The 20,878-nt window shown below is 72.8% G+C and carries 18 protein-coding genes; 13 read left to right on the top strand and 5 right to left on the bottom strand.

From position 1 onward, the window contains the following. Positions 1–30: 30 nt before the first annotated feature. Together Q6350_RS06805 and Q6350_RS06800 are read right to left on the bottom strand one after the other, a co-directional pair. A complete protein-coding gene (locus Q6350_RS06805; protein WP_305065829.1) occupies positions 31–1,635 on the bottom strand; it encodes a hypothetical protein in 1,605 nt (534 codons plus the stop codon). Continuing rightward, entirely contained in the window at positions 1,605–2,399 is a 795-nt protein-coding gene (locus Q6350_RS06800) for an ABC transporter ATP-binding protein (protein WP_305065828.1), read from the bottom strand. The genes Q6350_RS06805 and Q6350_RS06800 overlap by 31 nt, the downstream gene beginning before the upstream one ends. A gap of 81 nt (positions 2,400–2,480) precedes the next feature. On the opposite strand from Q6350_RS06800, the gene Q6350_RS06795 reads away from it, so the two are divergent. After that, positions 2,481–4,010, top strand: a complete 1,530-nt coding sequence (locus Q6350_RS06795; protein WP_305065827.1) for a DNA recombination protein RmuC — start codon at positions 2,481–2,483, stop codon at positions 4,008–4,010. Positions 4,011–4,052: 42 nt separating this feature from the next. Here Q6350_RS06795 and Q6350_RS06790 read toward each other — a convergent pair whose 3' ends face one another. Further along, the gene (locus Q6350_RS06790; protein ID WP_171247851.1) at positions 4,053–5,057 is read right to left on the bottom strand and encodes a 4-hydroxy-3-methylbut-2-enyl diphosphate reductase; all 1,005 of its coding nucleotides are present in this window, start codon (positions 5,055–5,057) and stop codon (positions 4,053–4,055) included. 90 nt (positions 5,058–5,147) lie between these two features. Here Q6350_RS06790 and xseA point away from each other — a divergent pair, with 90 nt between their 5' ends. Continuing rightward, positions 5,148–6,434: an exodeoxyribonuclease VII large subunit gene (gene xseA / locus Q6350_RS06785; RefSeq protein ID WP_370375381.1), complete on the top strand. Its 1,287-nt coding sequence runs from the start codon at positions 5,148–5,150 to the stop codon at positions 6,432–6,434. Positions 6,435–6,476: 42 nt separating this feature from the next. On the opposite strand, the gene Q6350_RS06780 is transcribed toward xseA, so the two are convergent. After that, the gene (locus tag Q6350_RS06780) at positions 6,477–8,096 is read right to left on the bottom strand and encodes an ABC-F family ATP-binding cassette domain-containing protein (RefSeq protein WP_304603432.1); all 1,620 of its coding nucleotides are present in this window, start codon (positions 8,094–8,096) and stop codon (positions 6,477–6,479) included. A 119-nt stretch (positions 8,097–8,215) separates the two neighbouring features. Between Q6350_RS06780 and Q6350_RS06775 the strand changes: the two genes are divergently transcribed. From Q6350_RS06775 to Q6350_RS06755, 5 genes are all read left to right on the top strand, one after another. Continuing rightward, positions 8,216–8,485 (top strand): exodeoxyribonuclease VII small subunit, encoded by a 270-nt coding sequence (locus Q6350_RS06775; protein ID WP_305065826.1) that lies wholly within the window; start codon positions 8,216–8,218, stop codon positions 8,483–8,485. After that, positions 8,482–9,405 carry a carbohydrate kinase gene (locus tag Q6350_RS06770; RefSeq protein ID WP_304603430.1) on the top strand — a complete coding sequence of 308 codons (924 nt, stop codon included), beginning with the start codon at positions 8,482–8,484 and terminating at the stop codon, positions 9,403–9,405. The genes Q6350_RS06775 and Q6350_RS06770 overlap by 4 nt, the downstream gene beginning before the upstream one ends. Further along, positions 9,402–10,040: a carbonic anhydrase gene (locus Q6350_RS06765; RefSeq protein ID WP_304603429.1), complete on the top strand. Its 639-nt coding sequence runs from the start codon at positions 9,402–9,404 to the stop codon at positions 10,038–10,040. Before Q6350_RS06770 ends, Q6350_RS06765 begins: the two co-directional genes overlap by 4 nt. A 54-nt stretch (positions 10,041–10,094) precedes the next feature. Beyond that, positions 10,095–11,528: an aspartate ammonia-lyase gene (locus tag Q6350_RS06760; RefSeq protein ID WP_304603428.1), complete on the top strand. Its 1,434-nt coding sequence runs from the start codon at positions 10,095–10,097 to the stop codon at positions 11,526–11,528. 87 nt (positions 11,529–11,615) lie between these two features. Further along, positions 11,616–13,310: a DUF5979 domain-containing protein gene (locus Q6350_RS06755; RefSeq protein WP_305065825.1), complete on the top strand. Its 1,695-nt coding sequence runs from the start codon at positions 11,616–11,618 to the stop codon at positions 13,308–13,310. A gap of 211 nt (positions 13,311–13,521) precedes the next feature. On the opposite strand, the gene Q6350_RS06750 is transcribed toward Q6350_RS06755, so the two are convergent. Beyond that, entirely contained in the window at positions 13,522–14,874 is a 1,353-nt protein-coding gene (locus Q6350_RS06750; RefSeq protein ID WP_171247858.1) for a PhoH family protein, read from the bottom strand. A gap of 241 nt (positions 14,875–15,115) precedes the next feature. Here Q6350_RS06750 and Q6350_RS06745 point away from each other — a divergent pair, with 241 nt between their 5' ends. The 6 genes from Q6350_RS06745 (at position 15,116) to Q6350_RS06720 (ending at position 20,861) form a co-directional block, all read left to right on the top strand. Continuing rightward, positions 15,116–15,664: a DUF1697 domain-containing protein gene (locus tag Q6350_RS06745; RefSeq protein ID WP_304607198.1), complete on the top strand. Its 549-nt coding sequence runs from the start codon at positions 15,116–15,118 to the stop codon at positions 15,662–15,664. 56 nt (positions 15,665–15,720) lie between these two features. After that, a complete protein-coding gene (nhaA, locus tag Q6350_RS06740; protein ID WP_370375380.1) occupies positions 15,721–17,076 on the top strand; it encodes a Na+/H+ antiporter NhaA in 1,356 nt (451 codons plus the stop codon). A 218-nt stretch (positions 17,077–17,294) separates the two neighbouring features. Then, positions 17,295–18,500 carry a substrate-binding domain-containing protein gene (locus Q6350_RS06735; RefSeq protein WP_304603424.1) on the top strand — a complete coding sequence of 402 codons (1,206 nt, stop codon included), beginning with the start codon at positions 17,295–17,297 and terminating at the stop codon, positions 18,498–18,500. 71 nt (positions 18,501–18,571) lie between these two features. Next, the gene (locus Q6350_RS06730) at positions 18,572–19,282 is read left to right on the top strand and encodes an ABC transporter ATP-binding protein (protein WP_305065974.1); all 711 of its coding nucleotides are present in this window, start codon (positions 18,572–18,574) and stop codon (positions 19,280–19,282) included. Next, entirely contained in the window at positions 19,279–19,992 is a 714-nt protein-coding gene (locus tag Q6350_RS06725; protein WP_304603422.1) for an ABC transporter ATP-binding protein, read from the top strand. The genes Q6350_RS06730 and Q6350_RS06725 overlap by 4 nt, the downstream gene beginning before the upstream one ends. Next, on the top strand, positions 19,989–20,861 hold the full coding sequence (locus Q6350_RS06720) for a branched-chain amino acid ABC transporter permease (protein ID WP_171247863.1): 873 nt from the start codon (positions 19,989–19,991) through the stop codon (positions 20,859–20,861). Before Q6350_RS06725 ends, Q6350_RS06720 begins: the two co-directional genes overlap by 4 nt. Positions 20,862–20,878: the final 17 nt, after the last annotated feature.

The raw sequence follows: 20,878 nt of genomic DNA, 5'->3' as shown, positions 1-20,878 counted from the left end.
TCGACCCGACACGCCCGAGCGCGGGGGTCGTCAGGCGAAGTTCTTGACCTGCGACAACAGCTCGGGTAGACGCCGCTCGTACACGCGGGCGCCCCACCGCGCACCGACGACGACGGCGGCCCCGCCGGTGGCGACGCCGACGACGCCGGTGGCCCACCACCATGCTCCGGCCCCGGTGACGGCTGCCGCGACACCCGCTCCCACGGTCGGCAGGAGCAGGGCCACGATGACGGCGACCGCGGCCATCTGCGCCACCAGCGTCGCCACGGTCGCGCCCTGCGGCGTCCGGAAAGGGCTCTCGCCCGGTCTCGGTACGGGATAGACGAGGCGCGCCGAGGCCACGCTGGAGGTGCCCAGCGTGGCTCCGAGCACCCCGAGGCCGCCGCCGAGCAACGCGGGCAGGAGGTCCCACCGCGCGGCGACCCCGGCACTCGTGACGGACAGCGCGGCCACGAGCGGGACACCGAGCGCCAGCACCGGCAGCATGCGCCCCCAGCGGTCGGCGCGGCCCGGCACACCGGTCGCCACGTGCAGCGCGAAGGCGGTGTTGTCGTAGCCGACGTCGTTCGACACCGCGAAGCCGAGGACGAACGCCACGACCGGGACCACGAGCACGAGCAGCCCGGCACCCGACCCGCTGGAGACTCCGACGACCACGAGGACCACCGGGAGCAGCGGGACGACCGCCAGCGACGTCGCGTACCGCGGGTCCCGCAGCCAGTAGGTGGCGCACCGCGCCGCGACGGCGCCCATGGGGGTCGCGGGCAGCCGGCCGAACCATCCGAGCCCCCGGGCCGTTCCCGCGGCGGCACCTCCGCGCGGGCTGACCAGCGCCCGGGCCAGCGCCCGGTCCCAGATCACGGCGAGCAGCGCCAGGGTCCCCGCCGCGACGGCCACCCGCGCGCCGGCGAGTCCCCACGCGCCGTCGTGCACCGCCGCCGGGATCGACCAGGGCGCCCCGAACGGCGTCCAGGCGAGGACGCGTGCCGCCGGCGCCAGGGCCGACGGCACGAGCTCGTCAGGACCGACCGTCACCTCGCCCCGTGCGGCGGTCCTCGACGACAGCCAGGCGAAGAAGGGACCGATCGCCAGCAGCGGGATCACCGCGACGACCATGAGGACCTCGCGGTAGCGCCGCGACTCCAGCAACGGCGCGCAGAGCGCCGTGGAGGCCCGCGCCCCGACGACGCACAGCCCGACCCCCAGGACGGCGCCCGCGAGCGCAGCGACCAGCGCGACCGGGTCGGAGGCCCAGGCGAAGGAGACCCCGAGGGCGGCGAGGGACGTGACCAGGGCCGGCACCGAGACGAGCGCGGCCGCGGCCAGCCCCGCGACGAGCTGCCGGCGCGGGATCGCGTAGGTCGTGAACCGGAGGGGGTCGAGCGTCGCGTCCAGCCCGTAGGCGAACAGCGGCACGACCCACCAGCCCAGCACGACGACGGAGCCCACCAGCGTCACGAACTGCCCGGTCAGCACCGGGTCGGCCCGACCGCCCACGACCGCGGCGCCCACGCCGAGGAACACCAGAGACAGCCCGTACAGCGTCGCCACCACGAGCCCGATGGTGTGCCACACGCTGCGGCGCAGGGTGTTGCCGAGCAGGGTCAGCTTGAGTCGGACGAGGTGCGCAACCACTCCAGCCCCTCCGACTCCTTGCGGCCCCCGACCAGGTCGACGAACCGGTCCTCCAGACTCTGCCCGGCGCGCACGGCGTCGACGGTGCCGGCGTCGAGCACGTGACCACCCGCGATGACCGCCACGTGCGTGCACGTGCGCTGCACGAGGTCCATGACATGGCTGGAGACGACCACGGTGCCGCCGTCGTCGGCGTAGCGCCGCAGGATGTCGCGGATGTTGGCCGCGCTGACCGGGTCGACGGCCTCGAACGGTTCGTCGAGCACCAGCACGCGCGGCGCGTGGATCATCGCGCCGGCCAGCGCGATCTTCTTGGTCATGCCCGCGGAGTAGTCGACCACGAGGGTGTCGCGGTCGGCGGCGAGGTCCATCGCCGCGAGCAGGTCCTCGCTGCGCCGGGCCACGGTGTCGCGGTCGAGGCCGCGCAGCAGCCCGGCGTAGGTCAGCAGCTGGGCGCCGGTGAGGCGGTCGAAGAGCCGCAGACCGTCCGGCAGCACCCCGAGCAGGGGTTTGGCCCGGTCCGGTTCGGCCCACAGGTCGACGCCGAGCACGTGCGCCGTCCCGAAGTCCGGTCGCAGGAGACCGGTGGCCATCGACAGCGCCGTCGTCTTGCCGGCGCCGTTGGGCCCGACGAGCCCGTAGAACGACCCGGCGGGCACGTCCAGGTCGATCCCGGCCACGGCGATCTTCAGCCCGAACCGCTTCCACAGGCCCCGCAGGCTGAGGGCCGCGGCGGTGTCGGGGGGCACGGCGGGATGCGTCACGGCCCCACCGTAGCCCTCCGTCGCACCTGCTCACGGTGGGTCGTCCTCGCGGTGTCGGTGGGCCGTGGCAGCCTGGCGTGCATGGAGACGACGACCGCCCTGCTGCTCGCACTCGGCACCCTCGCGGTGGGGGTGGTGCTCGGGTGGCTCTGGCACTCCTCGCGGGCCGTCGGGCGGAACCGCTCCGAGGAGATCGAGACCGTCCGCCTGCACAGCGAGCTCGAGGGAGCGCGCCGCGAGATCGCCCACCTCCGCGAGCAGGTGGAGCTCGCGCGAGGCGACGGCGACCGTCGGGTGGCCGAGGCCGAGCAGCGCCACCAGCGCGAGGTGACCGCGGTGCGCGAGCAGGCCGAGCGCCAGGTGGCCGAGGTCAAGGGTGACCAGGAGCGCATGGCCCAGCAGTTCCGCTCGCTGGCCGGCGAGGCCCTGTCGTCCTCCAACCGTCAGTTCCTGGAGCTGGCCGAGCAGCGCCTCAAGCAGTCCACCGTCCGGCACGACGAGGCCCTCGCCCAGCGCGAGGAGGCCTTCAAGGCGCTCGTCGACCCGATCGGCCAGAGCCTGGAGAAGGTCCGCACGGAGGTGGCCGAGCAGGAGAAGCGGCGCATCGAGTTCGACTCCCGTCTCACCGAGAACATGCGCAGCCTCGCCGACGTCTCGGGCGAGCTGCGCAAGGGCACCAGCGACCTGGTGACCGCCCTGCGCTCCTCGCAGGAGCGCGGCGCCTGGGGCGAGCTGCAGCTCCAGCGTGTCGTCGAGGCCGCGGGCATGATCGAGCAGGTCGACTTCGACGTCCAGGTCCAGGCGACCAACGACGACGGCGAGACGTTGCGCCCCGACCTCGTCGTGAACCTGGCCGGCGGCAAGCACATCGTGGTCGACTCCAAGGTCGCGTTCCTCGGCTACCTGGAGGCCCAGCAGTCGGAGGACCCGGCGGTGCGCGACCAGCGCATGGCGGCGCACGTGCGGCACATGCGCAAGCACGTCGACGACCTGGCGTCCAAGCGGTACTGGGACCTGTTCGACAACGCCCCCGAGTTCGTCGTCATGTTCGTGCCGGCCGAGTCGTTCCTGTCGGCGGCGCTGGAGCGCGACCCCGCGCTCATGGAGGACGCCGCACGCAAGAACGTCATCCTGGCCAGCCCCGTGACGCTGCTGGCCCTGCTGCGCACCGTGGCCTACTCCTGGCGCCAGCAGGCCCTGGCCGACAACGCCCAGCGCGTGCTCAAGGTGGGCAAGGAGCTGCACTCCCGCCTGGTGACGATGACCGACCACGTCACCAAGATGGGCAAGTCCCTGGACGGCGCCACGAAGAACTACAACAAGATGATCGGCTCGCTGGAACGCAACGTGCTCACGTCCGCGCGCCGCATGGTCGAGCTCGACGTCGTCGACGCGCGGGACGAGATCGACGAGATGAAGGGCCTCGAGGAGACCACCCGCCCCATCACCAAGCCGGAGCTGCTCGCCGCCGAGGAGGGCGGCGTGGTCGGCATCGGCCAGGTGAGCATCGACGACGACCGCGACTCGGTCGAGGACCTCGTCGACACCGACCGGCGCGCGCTGCAGCGCGCACAGGCCGACACCTCCCGCGGCGAGTCCGCCGCCGGCTGAGCCCGGCAGGCGCGGTCGGGTCCCGGACCGGAGCGGCCGGGTTCAGGCGGGCTGGATCGGAAGCTGGCGCGCGTCGCGGGGCGGGCGCAGCTCGCGCGGCAGCGAGAACACCAGGTCCTCCGTCGCGGTGCGCACCTCCTCGGGCTCGCCGTAGCCGCGCTCGGCGAGCTGGCGCAGCACGTCGTCGACGAGGATCTCCGGCACCGAGGCACCCGAGGTCACGCCGACGGTGGTCACACCCTCGAACCAGGAGTCCTGGATCTCGGCAGCCCGGTCCACGCGGTAGGACGTGCGTGCCCCGGCGTCCAGCGCCACCTCGACCAGACGCACGGAGTTCGACGAGTTGGCCGACCCCACCACGATGACCAGGTCGCACTCCGGGGAGAGCTTCTTGACCGCCACCTGGCGGTTCTGGGTGGCGTAGCAGATGTCGTCGCTGGGCGGGTCGGCCAGGTTCGGGAACCGCTCGCGCAGGCGGCGCACCGTCTCCATCGTCTCGTCGACGGACAGCGTCGTCTGGGACAGCCACACCACGTTGTCGGGGTCCGGGACCTCGACGACGTCGGCCTCCTCGGGCGAGTTCACCACGATGGTGTGCTCCGGCGCCTCGCCGGCGGTGCCCTCGACCTCCTCGTGGCCGTCGTGGCCGATGAGCAGGATCGTCTTGTCCGCCTTGGCGAACCGCACCGCCTCCTTGTGCACCTTCGTCACCAGCGGGCAGGTGGCGTCGATGGTCTGCAGGTCGCGGGAGGCTGCGGACTCGCGCACGGCCGGGGAGACGCCGTGGGCGGAGAAGACCACGCGGGCCCCGCGCGGGACCTCGTCGGCCTCCTCGACGAAGATCGCACCCCGTTCGCGCAGCGTCTCGACGACGTGCTTGTTGTGCACGATCTCCTTGCGCACGTACACAGGGGCGCCGTAGTTCTCCAGCGCCTTCTCGACCGCGACCACGGCGCGGTCGACGCCGGCGCAGTAGCCGCGCGGCGCGGCGAGCAGGACGCGCTTGGTCGAGGTCGGGGGGACGGGGGCCGGTGCGGTCGCAGTCACGGTGACAGTGTAGGAGGCCCGTGTGGAGGGTCGGTGACGGCCGACGCCGCAGGACCTCCCACGTCAGGAGCGCTGTGGGTGGCGTGGGGCATGCTGGGGGCCGTGACCGACGCGACCGGACCCGACCGAACGGGCCACGACGTCCAGCCGCTGCCCGAGCGGGCCGCCGAGACGACCGCCGAGCGGCCCTGGCCCGTGCGCCTGTTGTCGAACAAGATCCGCGACTACGTGGCGCGCATGTCCCCGGTGTGGGTCGAGGGTCAGGTCGTCGAGCACACCTACCGGCGCGGGTCCGGGATGCAGTTCCTCACCCTGCGGGACACCGACGTCGAGGCGTCGTTGCCCGTCAACATGCTCACCCGGGCGTTCGACGGCCTCGACGCCAAGCCCCAGGTGGGCGACCACGTCGTGGTGCACGCCAAGCCGGAGTTCTGGATCAAGGCCGGGCGGATGTCCCTCCGAGCCGCCGCCGTGCGCCAGGTCGGCGTCGGCGAGCTGCTCGCCCGGATCGAGCAGCTGCGCCGGGTCCTGGCGGCCGAGGGGCTGTTCGACGTCGAGCGGAAGCGCCCGCTGCCGTTCCTGCCGTCCGTCGTCGGCCTGGTGTGCGGCCGGGAGTCCAAGGCCGAGCACGACGTCGTGGTCAACGCCCGCGCCCGCTGGCCGCAGGTCCGCTTCGAGATCCGCGAGGTGGCGGTCCAGGGCGTCAACGCGGTGCAGGAGGTCGGCGAGGCTCTCGCGGCGCTGGACGCCGACCCGACCGTCGAGGTGATCATCCTGGCGCGCGGCGGCGGGTCGGTCGAGGATCTGCTGCCCTTCAGCAACGAGGCCCTGGTCCGGCGTGTCGCGGCGTGCACGACGCCGCTGGTCAGCGCCATCGGGCACGAGACCGACACCCCCCTGGTCGACCTGGTGGCGGACCACCGGGCCTCGACCCCGACGGACGCCGCCAAGTGCGTGGTCCCCGACGTCGCCGAGGAGCGCGACCGCGTCGTCCAGGCACGTCAGCGCATGCGAGGCGCCGTGCGCGCCATGCTGCAGCGGGAGCAGCACGGTCTCGACGCCGTCCGCTCCCGGCCGGTCCTGGCCCGGCCGGAGTCGATGCTCGACGGTCGCGCGACCGAGGTCGCCGAGCACGTGCGGCACGCCCGTCACCTGCTGCGCGCGGCCCTGCTGACGGCGTCCGGCGACGTCGGCCGGCTCGCCGCACAGGTTCGCGCCCTCTCGCCGGCCTCCACGCTCGACCGCGGGTACGCCGTCGTGCAGCGTGCCGACGGTGCGGTGGTGCGTGCCGCGGACGAGGTCGCCGCCGGTGATCCCGTGCACGTCCGACTCGCCGTGGGCGCGCTCGACGCCGAGGTCACCTCCACCTCGCCCTGACCCACCCACCCGCCCGCGTGGTCGTGGGCAACGCGTGCGGGGTCAGCGGACGCGTTCGACGCGGTCCTCGTCCCAGACCGGCTCGAGGGTCTCGCGCACCCGGCCGTCCGCGCCGAACACGAGGAACCGGTCGAAGCCGCGGGCGAACCAGCGGTCGTGCGTGACCGCCAGGACCGTGCCCTCGAACGCCTCCAGCCCCTCCTGCAGCGCGTCCGCGCTGGCGAGGTCGAGGTTGTCGGTCGGCTCGTCGAGCAGCAGCGCGGTGCAGCCGCCCAGCTCGAGCTGCAGGATCTGGAAGCGCGCCTGCTGCCCGCCGGACAACCGGTCGAACGGACGGTCCGCGGCACCGTGCAGCTCGTAGCGCCGCAGCGCCGACATGGCCGCGCCGCGGTCCTGCGCGTGGTCGGCCCACAGCACGTCCACCAGCGTGCGGCCGGCGAGCTCCGGGTGGGCGTGCGTCTGCGCGAAGTGCCCGGGGACCACCCGCGCGCCGAGCCGCCACTCCCCCGTGTGCGCGACGTCGGCCCCGGCCAGGAGCCGCAGGAAGTGCGACTTCCCGGACCCGTTGGACCCCAGCACCGCGACCCGCTCGCCGTAGAAGACCTCGAGGTCGAACGGCTGCATCAGGCCGGTGAGCCCGAGCGCCTCGCAGGTGACGGCCCGGGTCCCCGTCCGGCCGCCACGCAGCCGCATCCGGACCTCCTGCTCCCGGGGCGGCTCGGGCGGCGGTCCGGCCTCGGTGAACTTGCGCAGGCGCGTCTGGGCCGCCCGGTAGCGAGAGGCCATGTCCGGGCTGTTCGCGGCCGCCTGCCGCAGCGTGAGCACGAGCTTGGTGAGCTGCGCGTGCTTCTCGTCCCACCGCCGCCGCAGCTCCTCGAACCGGGCGAACCGCTCGCGGCGCGCGGCGTGGAACGTCGCGAACCCACCCCCGTGGACCCACGCCTCGGAGCCGTCCGCGCCGGGTTCGAGGGCCACGATGCGGTCGGCGACCCCGGCCAGCAGCTCCCGGTCGTGGGAGACCAGCAGCACCGTCTTGCGGGTCGCCCGCAGCTGGTCCTCCAGCCACCGCTTGCCGGGGACGTCCAGGTAGTTGTCCGGCTCGTCGAGCAGCAGCACCTCGTCCGGCCCGCGCAGCAGCGCCTCGAGGACGAGCCGCTTCTGCTCGCCGCCGGACAACGTGCGCACCTCCCGCCACTGCGCCCGCTCGAACGGGATCCCGAGGGCCGCCGTGGTGCACACGTCCCACAGCGTCTCGGCCTCGTAGCCCCGCACCTCCGCCCAGTCGGCGAGCGCCTGGGCGTAGCGCATCTGCGCCGCCTCGTCGTCGACGGCGAGCAGCTCGTCCTCCGCGGTCTCCACCGCGCGGGCGGCCTGCCGGATCCGTTCCGGTGCGACGGACGCCAGGAGCTGGCGCACGGTCGTGGTGTCCCGCACCGAGCCGACGAACTGGGCCATCACCCCGAGCCCGCCGCTGACGGTCACCGTGCCGCCGTCGGGGCGGGTGGCGCCGGTCAGGATGCGCAGCAAAGTGGTCTTGCCGGCCCCGTTCGGGCCGACCAGCGCGGTCGTGCTGCCCTCCCCGACGCGGAAGGACACGTCGTCGAGCAGCGCACGTCCGTCGGGCAGCACGTGGTCCACGTGCGCCACCTCCAGATGACCCATGTCCGGATCGTCGGTCGCCGGGGCCCGTCACGGCAACCGGATTTCGGTGCCGGCAGACCGGCCATCCGCTCCCCGGACCCGCCGGGCGCGATGTCGGGGACGTGCGGTTGACTGTCCTCGTGACCGACGCAGAACCCACCCACGGACCGACCGACGCCCCCGACGTCGGCACCCTGTCGTACGAGCAGGCGCGGGACGAGCTCGTCCGGGTCGTCACCCGGCTGGAAGCCGGCGGCGAACCGCTCGAGACGTCGCTCGCCCTGTGGGAGCGCGGGGAGGCGCTGGCCGCCCGCTGCCAGGAGTGGCTCGACGGGGCGCGCGAGCGGCTCGCCGCCGCGCAGTCCGCCACGAGCGCCGAGGCCGCGACGTCGGACGGTGAGGGCCGATGACGTCGCACGTGCTCGCCGTCGGCGAGGCGCTGGTCGACGTCGTCGAGCGGCCGGACGGGACGCGCACCGAGCACCCCGGCGGTTCGCTGGCCAACGTCGCGCTCACGCTCGGACGACTCGGCCGCGACGCCCGCCTGGCCACCTGGATCGGTCGGGACGACCGGGGCGAGACGGTCCGGTCCTGGCTCGCCGCCTCGGGCGTCACGGTGACGCCGGGCAGCGACGCCGCGACACGGACCTCGGTGGCGCGGGCCACGCTGGACGCCGCCGGGACGGCGACCTACGACTTCGACCTCGAGTGGCGAGTACCGGCCGGGACGCGGGCCGACGCCGGGACGCTGGCCGTGCACACCGGCTCGATCGGCGCGGTGCTGGAACCCGGTGCCGCGGACGTGCGGGCCGTCGTCGAGGCCGCGCGCGCGACGTCGACCATCACCTACGACCCGAACGCCCGGCCCGTGCTCATGGGCGACGCGGCCTCGGCGCGGGAACGGGTCGAGTCGTTCGTGCGGCTGGCCGACGTCGTCAAGGTCAGCGACGAGGACCTCGCGTGGCTGGCACCCGAGACCGCCCCGCTGGACGTCGCGCGCGGCTGGGTGCACGAGCTCGGGGCGGCCCTCGTCGTGGTCACCTTCGGCGGGGAGGGCTCCACGGCCGTCACCGCGACGGGCGAGGTGCACGTGCCGTCCCGGCCGGTCCAGGTCGTGGACACGGTCGGCGCCGGGGACTCGTTCATGGGGGCCCTGCTCGACGGCCTGTGGTCGGCCGACCTGCTCGGGGCCGACCGCCGTGAGGCGCTGGCTACGATCGACCACGCCACGGTCGAGCGGCTGCTCTCGCGCTGCGCCGCCGTGGCGGCCGTGACCGTGTCACGTGCGGGGGCGAACCCGCCGTGGATCGACGACCTGGAGGATGCATGACCCCCAAGGAAGCCTGGGCCTCGCTGCGTGCCGGCAACGAGCGCTTCGTCCACGACCAGCCGGCCGAGAGGTCGCCGATGTCCGTCCGGCGCGCCGAGCTCACCGCCGCCCAGCACCCGCACACGGTGGTCTTCGGGTGCTCCGACTCGCGCGTGGCGGCGGAGTTCGTCTTCGACCAGGGCCTCGGCGACGTGTTCGTGGTGCGCACGGCGGGACACGTCGTGGACACCACGGTGCTGGGCTCGATCGAGTACGGCGTCGAGGTGCTCGGTGCCCCGCTGATCGTGGTGCTCGGCCACGACTCGTGCGGGGCCGTCGGCGCCACGGCGCACACCCTGCGCACGGGTGAGCACCCGCCGGGGTTCGTCCGCTCGGTGGTCGACAAGGTGATCCCCTCGATCGCCGAGCTGACCGGCCCGGCCGACCAGGAGGAGGACGAGCGGGTGCTGGCCGACCGCCTGCGGACCGCCCACGTGCGGCACACGGTCGAGACCCTGCGGGGCTACTCGCGGGCGCTCGACGCCGCCGTGAACGAGGGGCGTGTGGCGATCGTGGGCGTCGAGTACGACCTCGCCGAGGGCTCGGCGCGGCTCATCGAGGTCGCCGGCGACGTGGGCGAGGAGCCGCTGCGCTGAGCGCGTGACACCTCTCACGCACGGCGGCGGTGCCGGGTGCGGCACCATAGACGCATGACTTCCGACACCGCCGCCGGTAGCGCCGACGCGCCCGCGACCGAGTACCGCATCGAGCACGACACGATGGGCGAGGTGCGCGTGCCCGCCCACGCCCTCTACCGCGCCCAGACCCAGCGCGCCGTGGAGAACTTCCCGATCTCCGGCACGCCGCTGGAGCGCAGTCACATCGAGGCGCTCGCCCGGGTCAAGAAGGCCGCCGCCCTGACCAACGCCGAGCTGGGGGTGCTCGACCGCGACGTGGCGGACGCCATCGCCGCCGCGGCCGACCAGGTCGCCTCGGGCGAGCTCGACGAGCACTTCCCGGTGGACGTCTTCCAGACGGGGTCGGGCACCTCGTCGAACATGAACACCAACGAGGTGCTCGCGACGCTGGCGACCCGTTCGCTGGGCCGAGACGTGCACCCGAACGACCACGTCAACGCCTCGCAGTCCTCGAACGACGTGTTCCCCACCTCGGTGCACGTGGCCGCCACGGCCGGCGTCGTCCGCGACCTGATCCCCGCGCTGCAGCACCTCGCCGACGCGCTGGGTGCGAAGGCCGAGGAGTACGCCGGGGTCGTGAAGTCGGGCCGCACGCACCTGATGGACGCCACGCCCGTCACGCTCGGCCAGGAGTTCGGCGGGTACGCCGCCGCGATCCGCTACGGCATCGAGCGGGTCGAGGCCGCGCTCCCCCGCGCCGCGGAGGTCCCCCTGGGCGGCACCGCCGTCGGCACCGGCATCAACACCCCGGCCGGGTTCCCGCAGCGCGTCATCGAGCTGCTGCGCGAGGACACGGGCCTGCCCCTGACCGAGGCGCGCGACCACTTCGAGGCGCAGTCGGCCCGCGACGGCCTGGTCGAGCTCTCCGGGGCGCTGCGCACCATCGCCGTGTCGGTGACCAAGATCTGCAACGACCTGCGCTGGATGGGGTCCGGCCCGAACACCGGGCTCGGCGAGATCGCCATCCCGGACCTGCAGCCGGGCAGCTCGATCATGCCGGGCAAGGTCAACCCGGTCATCCCCGAGGCCGTGCTCATGGTCGCGGCGCGCGTGGTCGGCAACGACGCGACGGTCGCGTGGGCGGGGGCGACGGGCTCGTTCGAGCTCAACGTGCAGATCCCGGTCATCGCCCAGGGCGTGCTCGAGTCGATCCGCCTGCTGTCCAACGCCTCGCGCGTGCTCGCGGACAAGACGGTGACCGGCCTGACGGCCAACGTGGAGAAGGCCCGCGCCTTCGCCGAATCCTCCCCGTCGATCGTCACGCCGCTGAACCGCGTCATCGGCTACGAGGCCGCCGCGAAGGTCGCCAAGAAGGCCGTGGCCGAGGGCATCACGGTCCGCGAGGCCGTGGTGGCGCTCGGGTTCGTCGAGCGCGGCGAGGTCACCGAGGCCCAGCTCGACGAGGCCCTCGACGTGCTGTCGATGACGCGTCCCGCCCAGGGGTGAAAAACCGCTGAATACCCTGCCGTCCGTCGGCCCCCGAGATCTACACTCCGAGAAGATCGCAGGAGTACGGACACGGGGGTTCGGATCATGGTCAGCATCAGCATCAGACGGATCGGCGCGGTCGCCGCGGCGGCGATCGGACTCTCGATCGCCGCTGCGGCACCGGTCACGGCGGACGAGCACCTCGACGACTCCTCCGATCCCCGCGCGACGGTCCTCCCGGGCAACGTCAACTCCTGCGCCGAGGCGGGGTTCCCCGATGCGATGGAGCTTACCGGGGAGACGAGCGGCAACAGCGACGGGAACATCTCCGCGACGGTGGACACCTACTCCGGCGACGTCGACGCGTACCAGGGCAAGACCGCCGTCAACGTCGAGATCACCGAGGACGGCGAGGACGCCGGCGTCGTGATCCTCGCGGTGGTGGTCAAGGGCAGCAACGACGCCAACCTGTACCAGGCCCCGTACCTCCCGCCGGACGAGCCGTCCCCGCAGAACTACATCTCGCCGCTCACCGACGGTGGTCAGCTCGCGGACGTCAGCAACTGGACCGTCTGCTACGTCTTCGAGGAGGAGGAGACGGGCTCGCTGACGGTCGACAAGGTCGTCGAGGCCTCCGAGCACGCCGTCGAGGTCACCGACCCCTTCGAGATCACCGCCACCTGCACCCTCGACGAGGACCAGGTCGCCGAGGAGACGTTCACCTTCGACGCCGAGGGCAACCCCACCGGTGACCCCACGATCAGCGACCTGCCCTACGGCACCGTCTGCGTCGTGGTCGAGACCACCGACACCCTGCCCGCCGGCACCGAGGTCACCTACGACCCCACCGGCGCGGACACCGAGGGCGTCCTGATCGACGACAACGAGCCGAACGTCACCGTCACCGTCACCAACCACCTCCCCGACCAGGAGAAGACCGGCTCGCTGACGGTCGACAAGGTCGTCGAGGCCTCCGAGCACGCCGTCGAGGTCACCGACGACTTCGAGATCACCGCCACCTGCACCCTCGACGAGGACCAGGTCGCCGAGGAGACGTTCACCTTCGACGCCGAGGGCAACCCCACCGGTGACCCCACGATCAGCGACCTGCCCTACGGCACCGTCTGCGTCGTGGTCGAGACCACCGACACCCTGCCCGCCGGCACCGAGGTCACCTACGACCCCACCGGCGCAGACACCGAGGGCGTCCTGATCGACGACAACGAGCCGAACGTCACCGTCACCGTCACCAACCACCTCCCCGACCAGGAGAAGACCGGCTCGCTGACGGTCGACAAGGTCGTCGAGGCCTCCGAGCACGCCGTCGAGGTCACCGACCCCTTCGAGATCACCGCCACCTGCACCCTCGACGAGGACCAGGTCGCCGAGGAGACGTTCACCTTCGACGCCGACGGCAACCCCACCGGTGACACCACCCTCACCGAACTGCCCTACGGCACCGTCTGCGTCGTGGTCGAGACCACCGACACGCTGCCCGCCGGCACCGAGGTCACCTACGACCCCACCGGCGCCGACACCGAGGGCGTCCTGATCGACGACAACGAGCCGAACGTCACCGTCACCGTCACCAACCACCTCCCCGACAAGCCGAAGCCCACGCCGACCCCGACACCGAAGCCCACGCCGACCCCGCCGACGCCGACCCCACCGACCGTGCCGACGGCGCCGGACCTCCCGACCACCGGTAGCGACCTGACCCTCCTGTGGGTCGCGCTCGCCGTGCTCGGGCTCGGCACCGGATCGGTCCTGGTCTCGCGCAGGCTGCGCCGGTCGAGCTGACCGGTCGACGACCGGCCGTCGTGACGACGCCCGGGTCCGGAGTGCTCCGGACCCGGGCGTCGTCCTGAGCGCGGGCACATGATCGGCGTGGCGGCCTCCCGCCCCGCCCAGGGCTGACCCCTCCCGCTCGTTGTGGGCGTGAAATCTGCAGGTGCCGACGACGGAGAACCGTAGATTTCACGCCCACAACGACCCGGGGCGGGGGCAGGACTCAGATCTCCAGCCCCTCGAGCATCTCCGTGACGAGGGCCGCGACGGGCGACCGCTCGGACCGGGTGAGGGTGACGTGGGCGAACAGCGGGTGCCCCTTCATCGCCTCGATGACCGCCGCGACGCCGTCGTGGCGGCCCACCCGCAGGTTGTCACGCTGCGCGACGTCGTGGGTGAGGACGACCCGCGACCCCTGCCCGACCCGGGAGAGCACCGTGAGGAGGACGTTGCGCTCCAGCGACTGCGCCTCGTCCACGATGACGAAGGCGTCGTGCAGGGACCGGCCGCGGATGTGCGTCAGCGGCAGCACCTCGAGCATCTCGCGGTCGATGACCTCGTCGACGACGTGCGGGGAGACGAGCGCGCCCAGGGTGTCGTAGACCGCCTGGGCCCACGGGTTCATCTTCTCGGACTCGGAACCCGGCAGGTAGCCCAGGTCCTGCCCGCCGACGGCGTACAGCGGTCGGAAGACGAGGATCTTGCGGTGCTGCCGCCGCTCGAGCACCGCCTCGAGGCCCGCGCACAGCGCCAGCGCCGACTTCCCGGTGCCGGCGCGGCCGCCGAGGGACACGATGCCGATGTCCGGGTCGGTGAGCAGGTCGATCGCGACCCGCTGCTCGGCCGACCGCCCGTGCACGCCGAAGACCTCCTGGTCCCCGCGCACCAGCTTGATCCGCTTGTCCGCCGTGACCCTGCCCAGCGCCGACCCGCCACCACCGTGGACGACCAGCCCGGTGTGGCACAGCAGGGGTGAGGCCTCCGCCATCACCTCCGGGGCGAGCGAGGTGAGCTCGAGCTCGGTCCCGTCGTACAGGGCGGAGAGCTGGTCGTCGGTGACGGCGATCTCGCGCATGCCGGTCCACCCGGAGTCGACGGCGAGCTCGTGCCGGTACTCCTCCGCGCGCAGGCCGACCGCCGAGGCCTTGACCCGCATCGGCAGGTCCTTGGACACCAGGGTCACGTCCCGCCCCTCGGCCGCCAGGTTGGCGGCGACGGACAGGATGCGGGTGTCGTTGTCCCCGAGCCGGAACCCCGCCGGCAGCACCTCCGGGTCGGTGTGGTTGAGCTCGACACGCAGGGTGCCGCCGTCCTCGCCGATCGGGATCGGGGCGTCCAGGCGTCCGTGCGTCACGCGCAGGTCGTCCAGGGCGCGCAGCGCGCTGCGCGCGAAGTAGCCGAGCTCGGCGTGGTGGCGCTTGGCCTCGAGCTCGGTGACGACGACGACCGGCAGCACGACGTCGTGCTCGGCGAACCGCTGGATCGCGCGGGGGTCGGACAGCAGCACGGACGTGTCGATGACGAACGTCCGGGCGGCGGGGGTGGTTTCGGTGTGGGCCACGGTGTGCTCCCTCATGCAGAGCCGAAGGGCGGGTGGGGCGGGCGACCGGCCTCGTGCACGACGTGCACCAGGACCGGGGCCGGCCCTCCTGCACGGAGCGAGCACTCCATCGGTTGGCCTCCCGGGGACGCCCTGGGTGGGTGTCCTGAGCGACACGCTACGACCCGCGGGACGTGATCGGGGTCACACGGACGGCGTGGCGCGAAGACGTCATCGAGAATTCACACCGACGTGGCCGACGCGGCACGATGGCGGCATGACGAGCTTCGTGGTGCTGCTGCGCGGGGTCAACATCGGGTCGAACCGTCGCGTCGGCGCCGCCGACCTGCGCGCCGCGGCCTCGGCCGCCGGCCTGACGGGCGCGCGCACGTACGCGACCAGCGGGAACCTCGTGGCGACGGCGGACGGCGGGGACGCCGAGGACGTGGCTGCCCGCACGGCGAACGCCCTGGCGGCCGCCCTCGGGACCGAGGTCCCGCTGCTGGCGCTGTCGGCGGCACGGCTGGCACACCTGGTCGCGGCGAACCCGTTCCCCGATGCGGCCCGCGACGACCCGTCGCACCTGCAGCTGCACGTGGGTCCGACGGCGGTGGACGAGGAGGGCGTGGCCCGACTGGCGGCCGACCACGACGGTCCGGAGCGGCTCGCGACCCGCGGCGGGGCCCTGTTCGTGCACTACCCGGCAGGGATCGGCCGCAGCCGGCTGACGAGCGCGCGTCTCGACCGTGCGACCGGGACCTGGACCACGGGCCGCAACTGGCGGACGGTGCTGCGCCTGGAGGCGATGTGTGACGGGTCGGCGTGACCGCAGGGCACGCGGCGGGTCCCCGGGTAGCATGATCCCCTGGCGAGCCGGGAAGTCTGGTCGGTGAAGTCGGCTGGAACGCCGGCCCGTGCCCATCGACGACCCGGGAGCATGCCCTGAGCCACGACACGACGACCCAGTCCTTCGGCACCCGTCTCGGGAACTTCCTGCGACGGGAGACGACCGGCGGCGCCCTCCTCATCGGCGCCGCCGCGATCGCCCTGGTGCTCGCCAACTCACCCTGGCGAGAGGCCTACGAGACCCTCTCCCAGACGGTGGTGGGACCGGCCTACATCGGCGGTGTGTACATCCACCTCGACCTGTCGCTGGCCTCCTGGGCCGCTGACGGCCTGCTGGCGATCTTCTTCTTCACGGTCGGCCTCGAGCTCAAGCACGAGTTCGTCGCCGGCTCGCTCCGCAGCCCCAAGCAGGCCGGGGTCCCCATGCTCGCTGCCGTCGGTGGCATGGCACTGCCGGCGATCATCTACGTCGTCATGGTGCTCTCCCTCGGCAACTCGGAGGCGCTGCACGGCTGGGCCATCCCGACGGCCACGGACATCGCCTTCGCCCTCGCCGTCCTGGCCGTCTTCGGCAAGGGGCTGCCCGTCGCGATCCGCACGTTCCTGCTGACGCTCGCCGTGGTCGACGACCTGCTGGCGATCATCATCATCGCGGTGTTCTACACGAGCGAGATCAACGGCGCCTGGCTCGGCGGGTCGCTGGTCGTCATCGCGGTCTTCGCCTGGTACATCCGCACCCGGTCACCGAAGTGGTGGCTGCTCATCCCGCTGTTCGTCGTGGCGTGGGCGTTCATGCACGCCTCGGGCGTGCACGCGACCATCGCGGGCGTGCTCATGGGCTTCGCGGCCACCGCCCGCCCGATCCACGGCGAGACCGACACCCGCACCCACCACTACGAGCACGTGGTCAAGCCGTGGTCGCAGGGGATGGCGCTGCCGATCTTCGCGTTCTTCTCGGCGGGCGTGAACCTGGTCGACGGCGGGGGTCCGGCCGAGATCCTGGGTCAGCCCATCGTCTTCGCCATCGTGGCCGGTCTGGTGCTCGGCAAGCTCATCGGCATCCTGGGCACGACCTGGCTCGTCACCCGGGTCACGCCGTTGCGGCTCGCCCAGGGCATCGGGGTGCGCGACCTGCTTCCCGTCGCCTTCCTCGCGGGGATCGGTTTCACCGTCTCCCTGCTCATCGCGGAGCTCTCCTTCGAGGAGGGGTCGGAGTTCACGCTCGGGGCGAAGGCAGCCATCCTCATCGCCTCGGTCCTCGCCGCGACGCTCGGCGCCCTGACCCTGCGGTGGGACGTCAAGCAGGAGCGCGGTCCGGACATGAACCGTGACGACCTGCCCGACGAGGTCACCACGCTCATCGGCGACGAGCAGGACCGCAAGGACCACTGAGGTCCGGTCGCCGTCCCGGCAGCCCGGGACCACCGTCCCGAAGGCCGTCGCCCACGCCGGGCGGCGGCCTTCGTGCTGCCACGGCGCCACGCCCGTGACCGGATCGTGACCGGATCCGCGCCGCACCGTCTTGACAGTCGGACACCTCCGCACCCAAGATCCTCATACCTGAATCACCTGTCATGTTTGCGGGTGGTATCCCAACGAAGGGCGGAGTCATGCGGGTCACGAAGAGGTCCCTCGCACTGGCCACCACCGCTGTCACGGCGCTCACGCTGGCCGCGTGCGCACCGGCGGACGGCGGGGTCGGCGGTACCGAAGACAGCGGCGAGAGCGCCGCGGCCGAACCTGTCGAGGTCGGCATCATCTACTCCAAGACCGGGCCGCTCGCCGCCTACGGCGAGGCGTACCACGAGGGTTTCGAGGCCGGTCTGGACCACGCCACGGACGGCACCGGCGAGGTGGACGGACGCCCGATCGAGGTCACCTATCTCGACGACGCCGGCGACCCGGACAAGGCCGTCAACCACGCGAAGGACATCATCGGCCAGGGCGTGCAGATCATGGGCGGCACGGTCTCGTCCGGCATCGCGCTCAAGCTCGCCGAGCAGGCCGAGCAGAACCAGGTCCTCTACGTCTCCGGCCCGGCCGCCGCCGACGCGATCACCGGCATCAACGACTACACGTTCCGGTCCGGCCGCCAGTCCCTCCAGGACGTCGCCACGGCGGGCACGTTCGTCGACCCGGACGGCGCCAAGGTGCTCGTCTTCGCCCAGGACAACGCGTTCGGCCAGGGCAACCTCGCCGCCGTCGAGGGGGTCCTCGGCGCGCAGGGCGCCGACGTCGACAGCGTCCTCGTCCCCGAGGACGCCACCGAGTTCACCCCGTTCGCCCGGCAGGTCGTCGACGCCGACCCCGACCTCGTGTTCGTCGCGTGGGCCGGCGCCTCCTCCGGCGCGATGTGGCAGGGCCTGGACCAGCAGGGCGTCCTGGACGCCACCACCGTGGTCACCGGCCTCGGCGACGCGGCGACCTTCGACGCCTACGGCGACGCCGCGGGCAAGGTCGACTTCCTCAACCACTACTTCCCCGGCGCCCCGGACAACGAGGTGAACGACGCGATGGTGTCCGCGGTCGAGGAGGCCGGCGGCACCCCCGACCTCTTCACCCCGGACGGTTTCGTCGCGGCGCAGATGATCGTCCACGCGATCGCCGAGGGCGGCGACGACGTCGACGCCATGGTGGGCGCGCTGGAGGGCTGGACGTTCGACGGCCCGAAGGGTTCGACGACGATCCGCGAGACGGACCACGCGGTCATCCAGCCGATGTACCAGGTCGGGCTCGTCGAGTCCGACGGCTCCTGGATGCCCGAGCTCGTCGAGGAGGTGCCCGCCGACGCGGTCGCCCCGCCGGAGGCCGACTGACCATGCCCCAGCACCAGCCCGGCACGGACCCCTCCGTGCCCGCCCTCGCCGTCCGCGGCCTCGGACTGTAGATCGGCGGCGCGCAGATCCTGCACGACGTGACCCTCGAGGTCGCGCCCGGCGAGATGATCGGCGTCATCGGCCCCAACGGGGCCGGCAAGACGACACTGTTCAACCTCGTCTCCGGGGTGCTGCGCCCCACGGCGGGCACCGTCCGGCTCGCGGGCCGTGACGTCACGGGCGGCCCCGTCGCCCGGCGGGCCCGTGCCGGGCTGGGCCGCACGTTCCAGACGTCCAGCGTCTTCCCGCGGCTCGACGTGCTCGAGAACGTCCGGCTCGCGGCCCAGACCCACCTGGGCCGCAGCCTGTCGGTGCTCGCGTTCCCGCACCGGGGCGACGCCGCCACCCGGCGCGCGGTCGAGCACCTGGCCGAGGTCGGCCTCGCGCACCGGCTCGACGTCGCCGCCGGGGACCTCTCCCACGGCGACAAGCGCAAGCTGGAGATCGCCGTGCTGCTCGCCACCGACCCGAGCGTCATCCTGCTCGACGAGCCCATGGCCGGTGTCTCCTCGTCCGACGTCCCCGGCCTCAGCGAGGTCATCCGCCGGCTGCACCGCAGCGGCCGCACGGTGCTCATGGTCGAGCACCACATGGACGTGGTCCTCGGGCTCGTGGACCGGGTCGCCGTGATGCACCACGGCGAGCTGCTGGCCTACGACACCCCGGAGGCCGTCATGTCCGACCCCACCGTCCAGAGCGCCTACCTGGGAGACGTCGCGTGACCGAGCCCATCCTCGAAGTCCGGAACCTGCGGGCCACCGTCGCCGGCCAGCAGGTCGTCGAGGACGTCACCTTCGACGTCCCGGCCACCGGCGTGACCGCCGTCCTCGGGCGCAACGGCGTCGGCAAGACGTCGACCCTCAAGGCGCTCCTGGGCCTCTACGACCGCACCGGCGAGGTGACCCTGGCGGGCGAGCGCATCGACCGCCTGAGCACCGACCGCATCGTGCGCCGCGGGGTCGGCTACGTGCCCGAGGACCGCGAGGTCTTCGCCGGGCTCACCGTCGCGGAGAACCTGCGTCTCGCCGAACGGGACGCGTCGCCGCGCCGCGAGCTCGTCTCCGACCTGTTCCCCGACCTGGTCAAGCGGTCGGCACAGCGGGCGGGGACGCTCTCCGGCGGGCAGCAGCAGATGGTCTCGCTCGCCCGGGCGCTGCTCAACGACAACCGCCTGCTGCTGGTCGACGAGCCGACGAAGGGCCTGGCGCCCAAGATCGTCACCGAGGTCGCCACGGCGCTGGCCGAGGCGGCCGCGAGCGCCCCGGTGCTCCTCGTCGAGCAGAACCTCGAGGTCATCTCCCGGCTCGCCACCACGGTCGTCGTCATCGACGCCGGACGCGTGGTGCACACCGGCGACGCCGCCGAGCTGCTCGACGACCCCGACCGCATCCAGCGCCTGCTGGGCGTGCACACCTCGGAGAACGCCGCATGAGCACGATCGTCCTGCTCCTGATCACCGGGCTCGGCCTCGGTGCCCTGTACTTCCTCGTCGCCTCCGGGCTGTCCCTCATCTACGGGCTGATGGGCGTGCTCAACTTCGCCCACGGCTCGTTCCTCACCCTCGGCGCCTTCGCCGGCTGGGAGGTGGCCCGTCGGCTCGGCGCCGACAGCTGGGGCATCTTCGGCCTCGCGCTGGTCGTCGGCGCCGCGGTCGGCGCCGCGTTCGCCGCCCTCACCGAGCTGCTGCTCGTGCGCCGTCTGTACGAGCGCCACATCGAGCAGGTCCTGGTGACCGTCGGCCTGGCGCTGGCGACGGTCGCGCTGTTCGAGGGGACCTGGGGGTCCGACCCCGAGTTCATCGAGGGGCCCGCCTGGCTGCGCAGCACGACCGACGTCGCCGGCGCCCCGATCCCCAACGACCGGTTCCTCGCCATCGGTGCGGCCGTGCTCGTCCTGGTCGGCATCGTGCTCTTCCTGCGCTACACGCGGTTCGGTCTGATCATCCGTGCCGGCGTGGAGAACCGCGCCATGGTCACGGCGCTGGGCATCGACGTGCGCAAGGCCTTCACCCTGGTCTTCGCCGTGGGCGGTGCGGCCGCCGGGCTCGGCGGGGTGCTCGCCTCGCAGTACTTCGGGTACGTGTCCCCCCACCTCGGCGCGCACCTGCTCATCTTCGCCTTCATCGTCACCGTCATCGGTGGGCTCGGGTCCCTCACCGGGGCCGCGGTCGCCGCCGTCCTCGTCGCGGTCCTGCAGCAGTTCGCGAACTACTACTGGGGGGTCGGCGACCTGGTGGTCGTCCTGCTCCTCGCGCTCGTGCTGCTCGTCCGTCCCTCCGGCCTCCTGGGGAGGAGCGCATGACCAGCCAGCCGACCACG

The sequence above is a fragment of the Isoptericola sp. b515 genome, assembly GCF_030588125.1.
GTDB classification, from domain to species: Bacteria; Actinomycetota; Actinomycetes; order Actinomycetales; family Cellulomonadaceae; genus Isoptericola; species Isoptericola sediminis.
The sequence above is the reverse complement of the archived record's forward strand: the minus strand, read 5'-3'. Positions and strand labels throughout refer to the sequence as shown.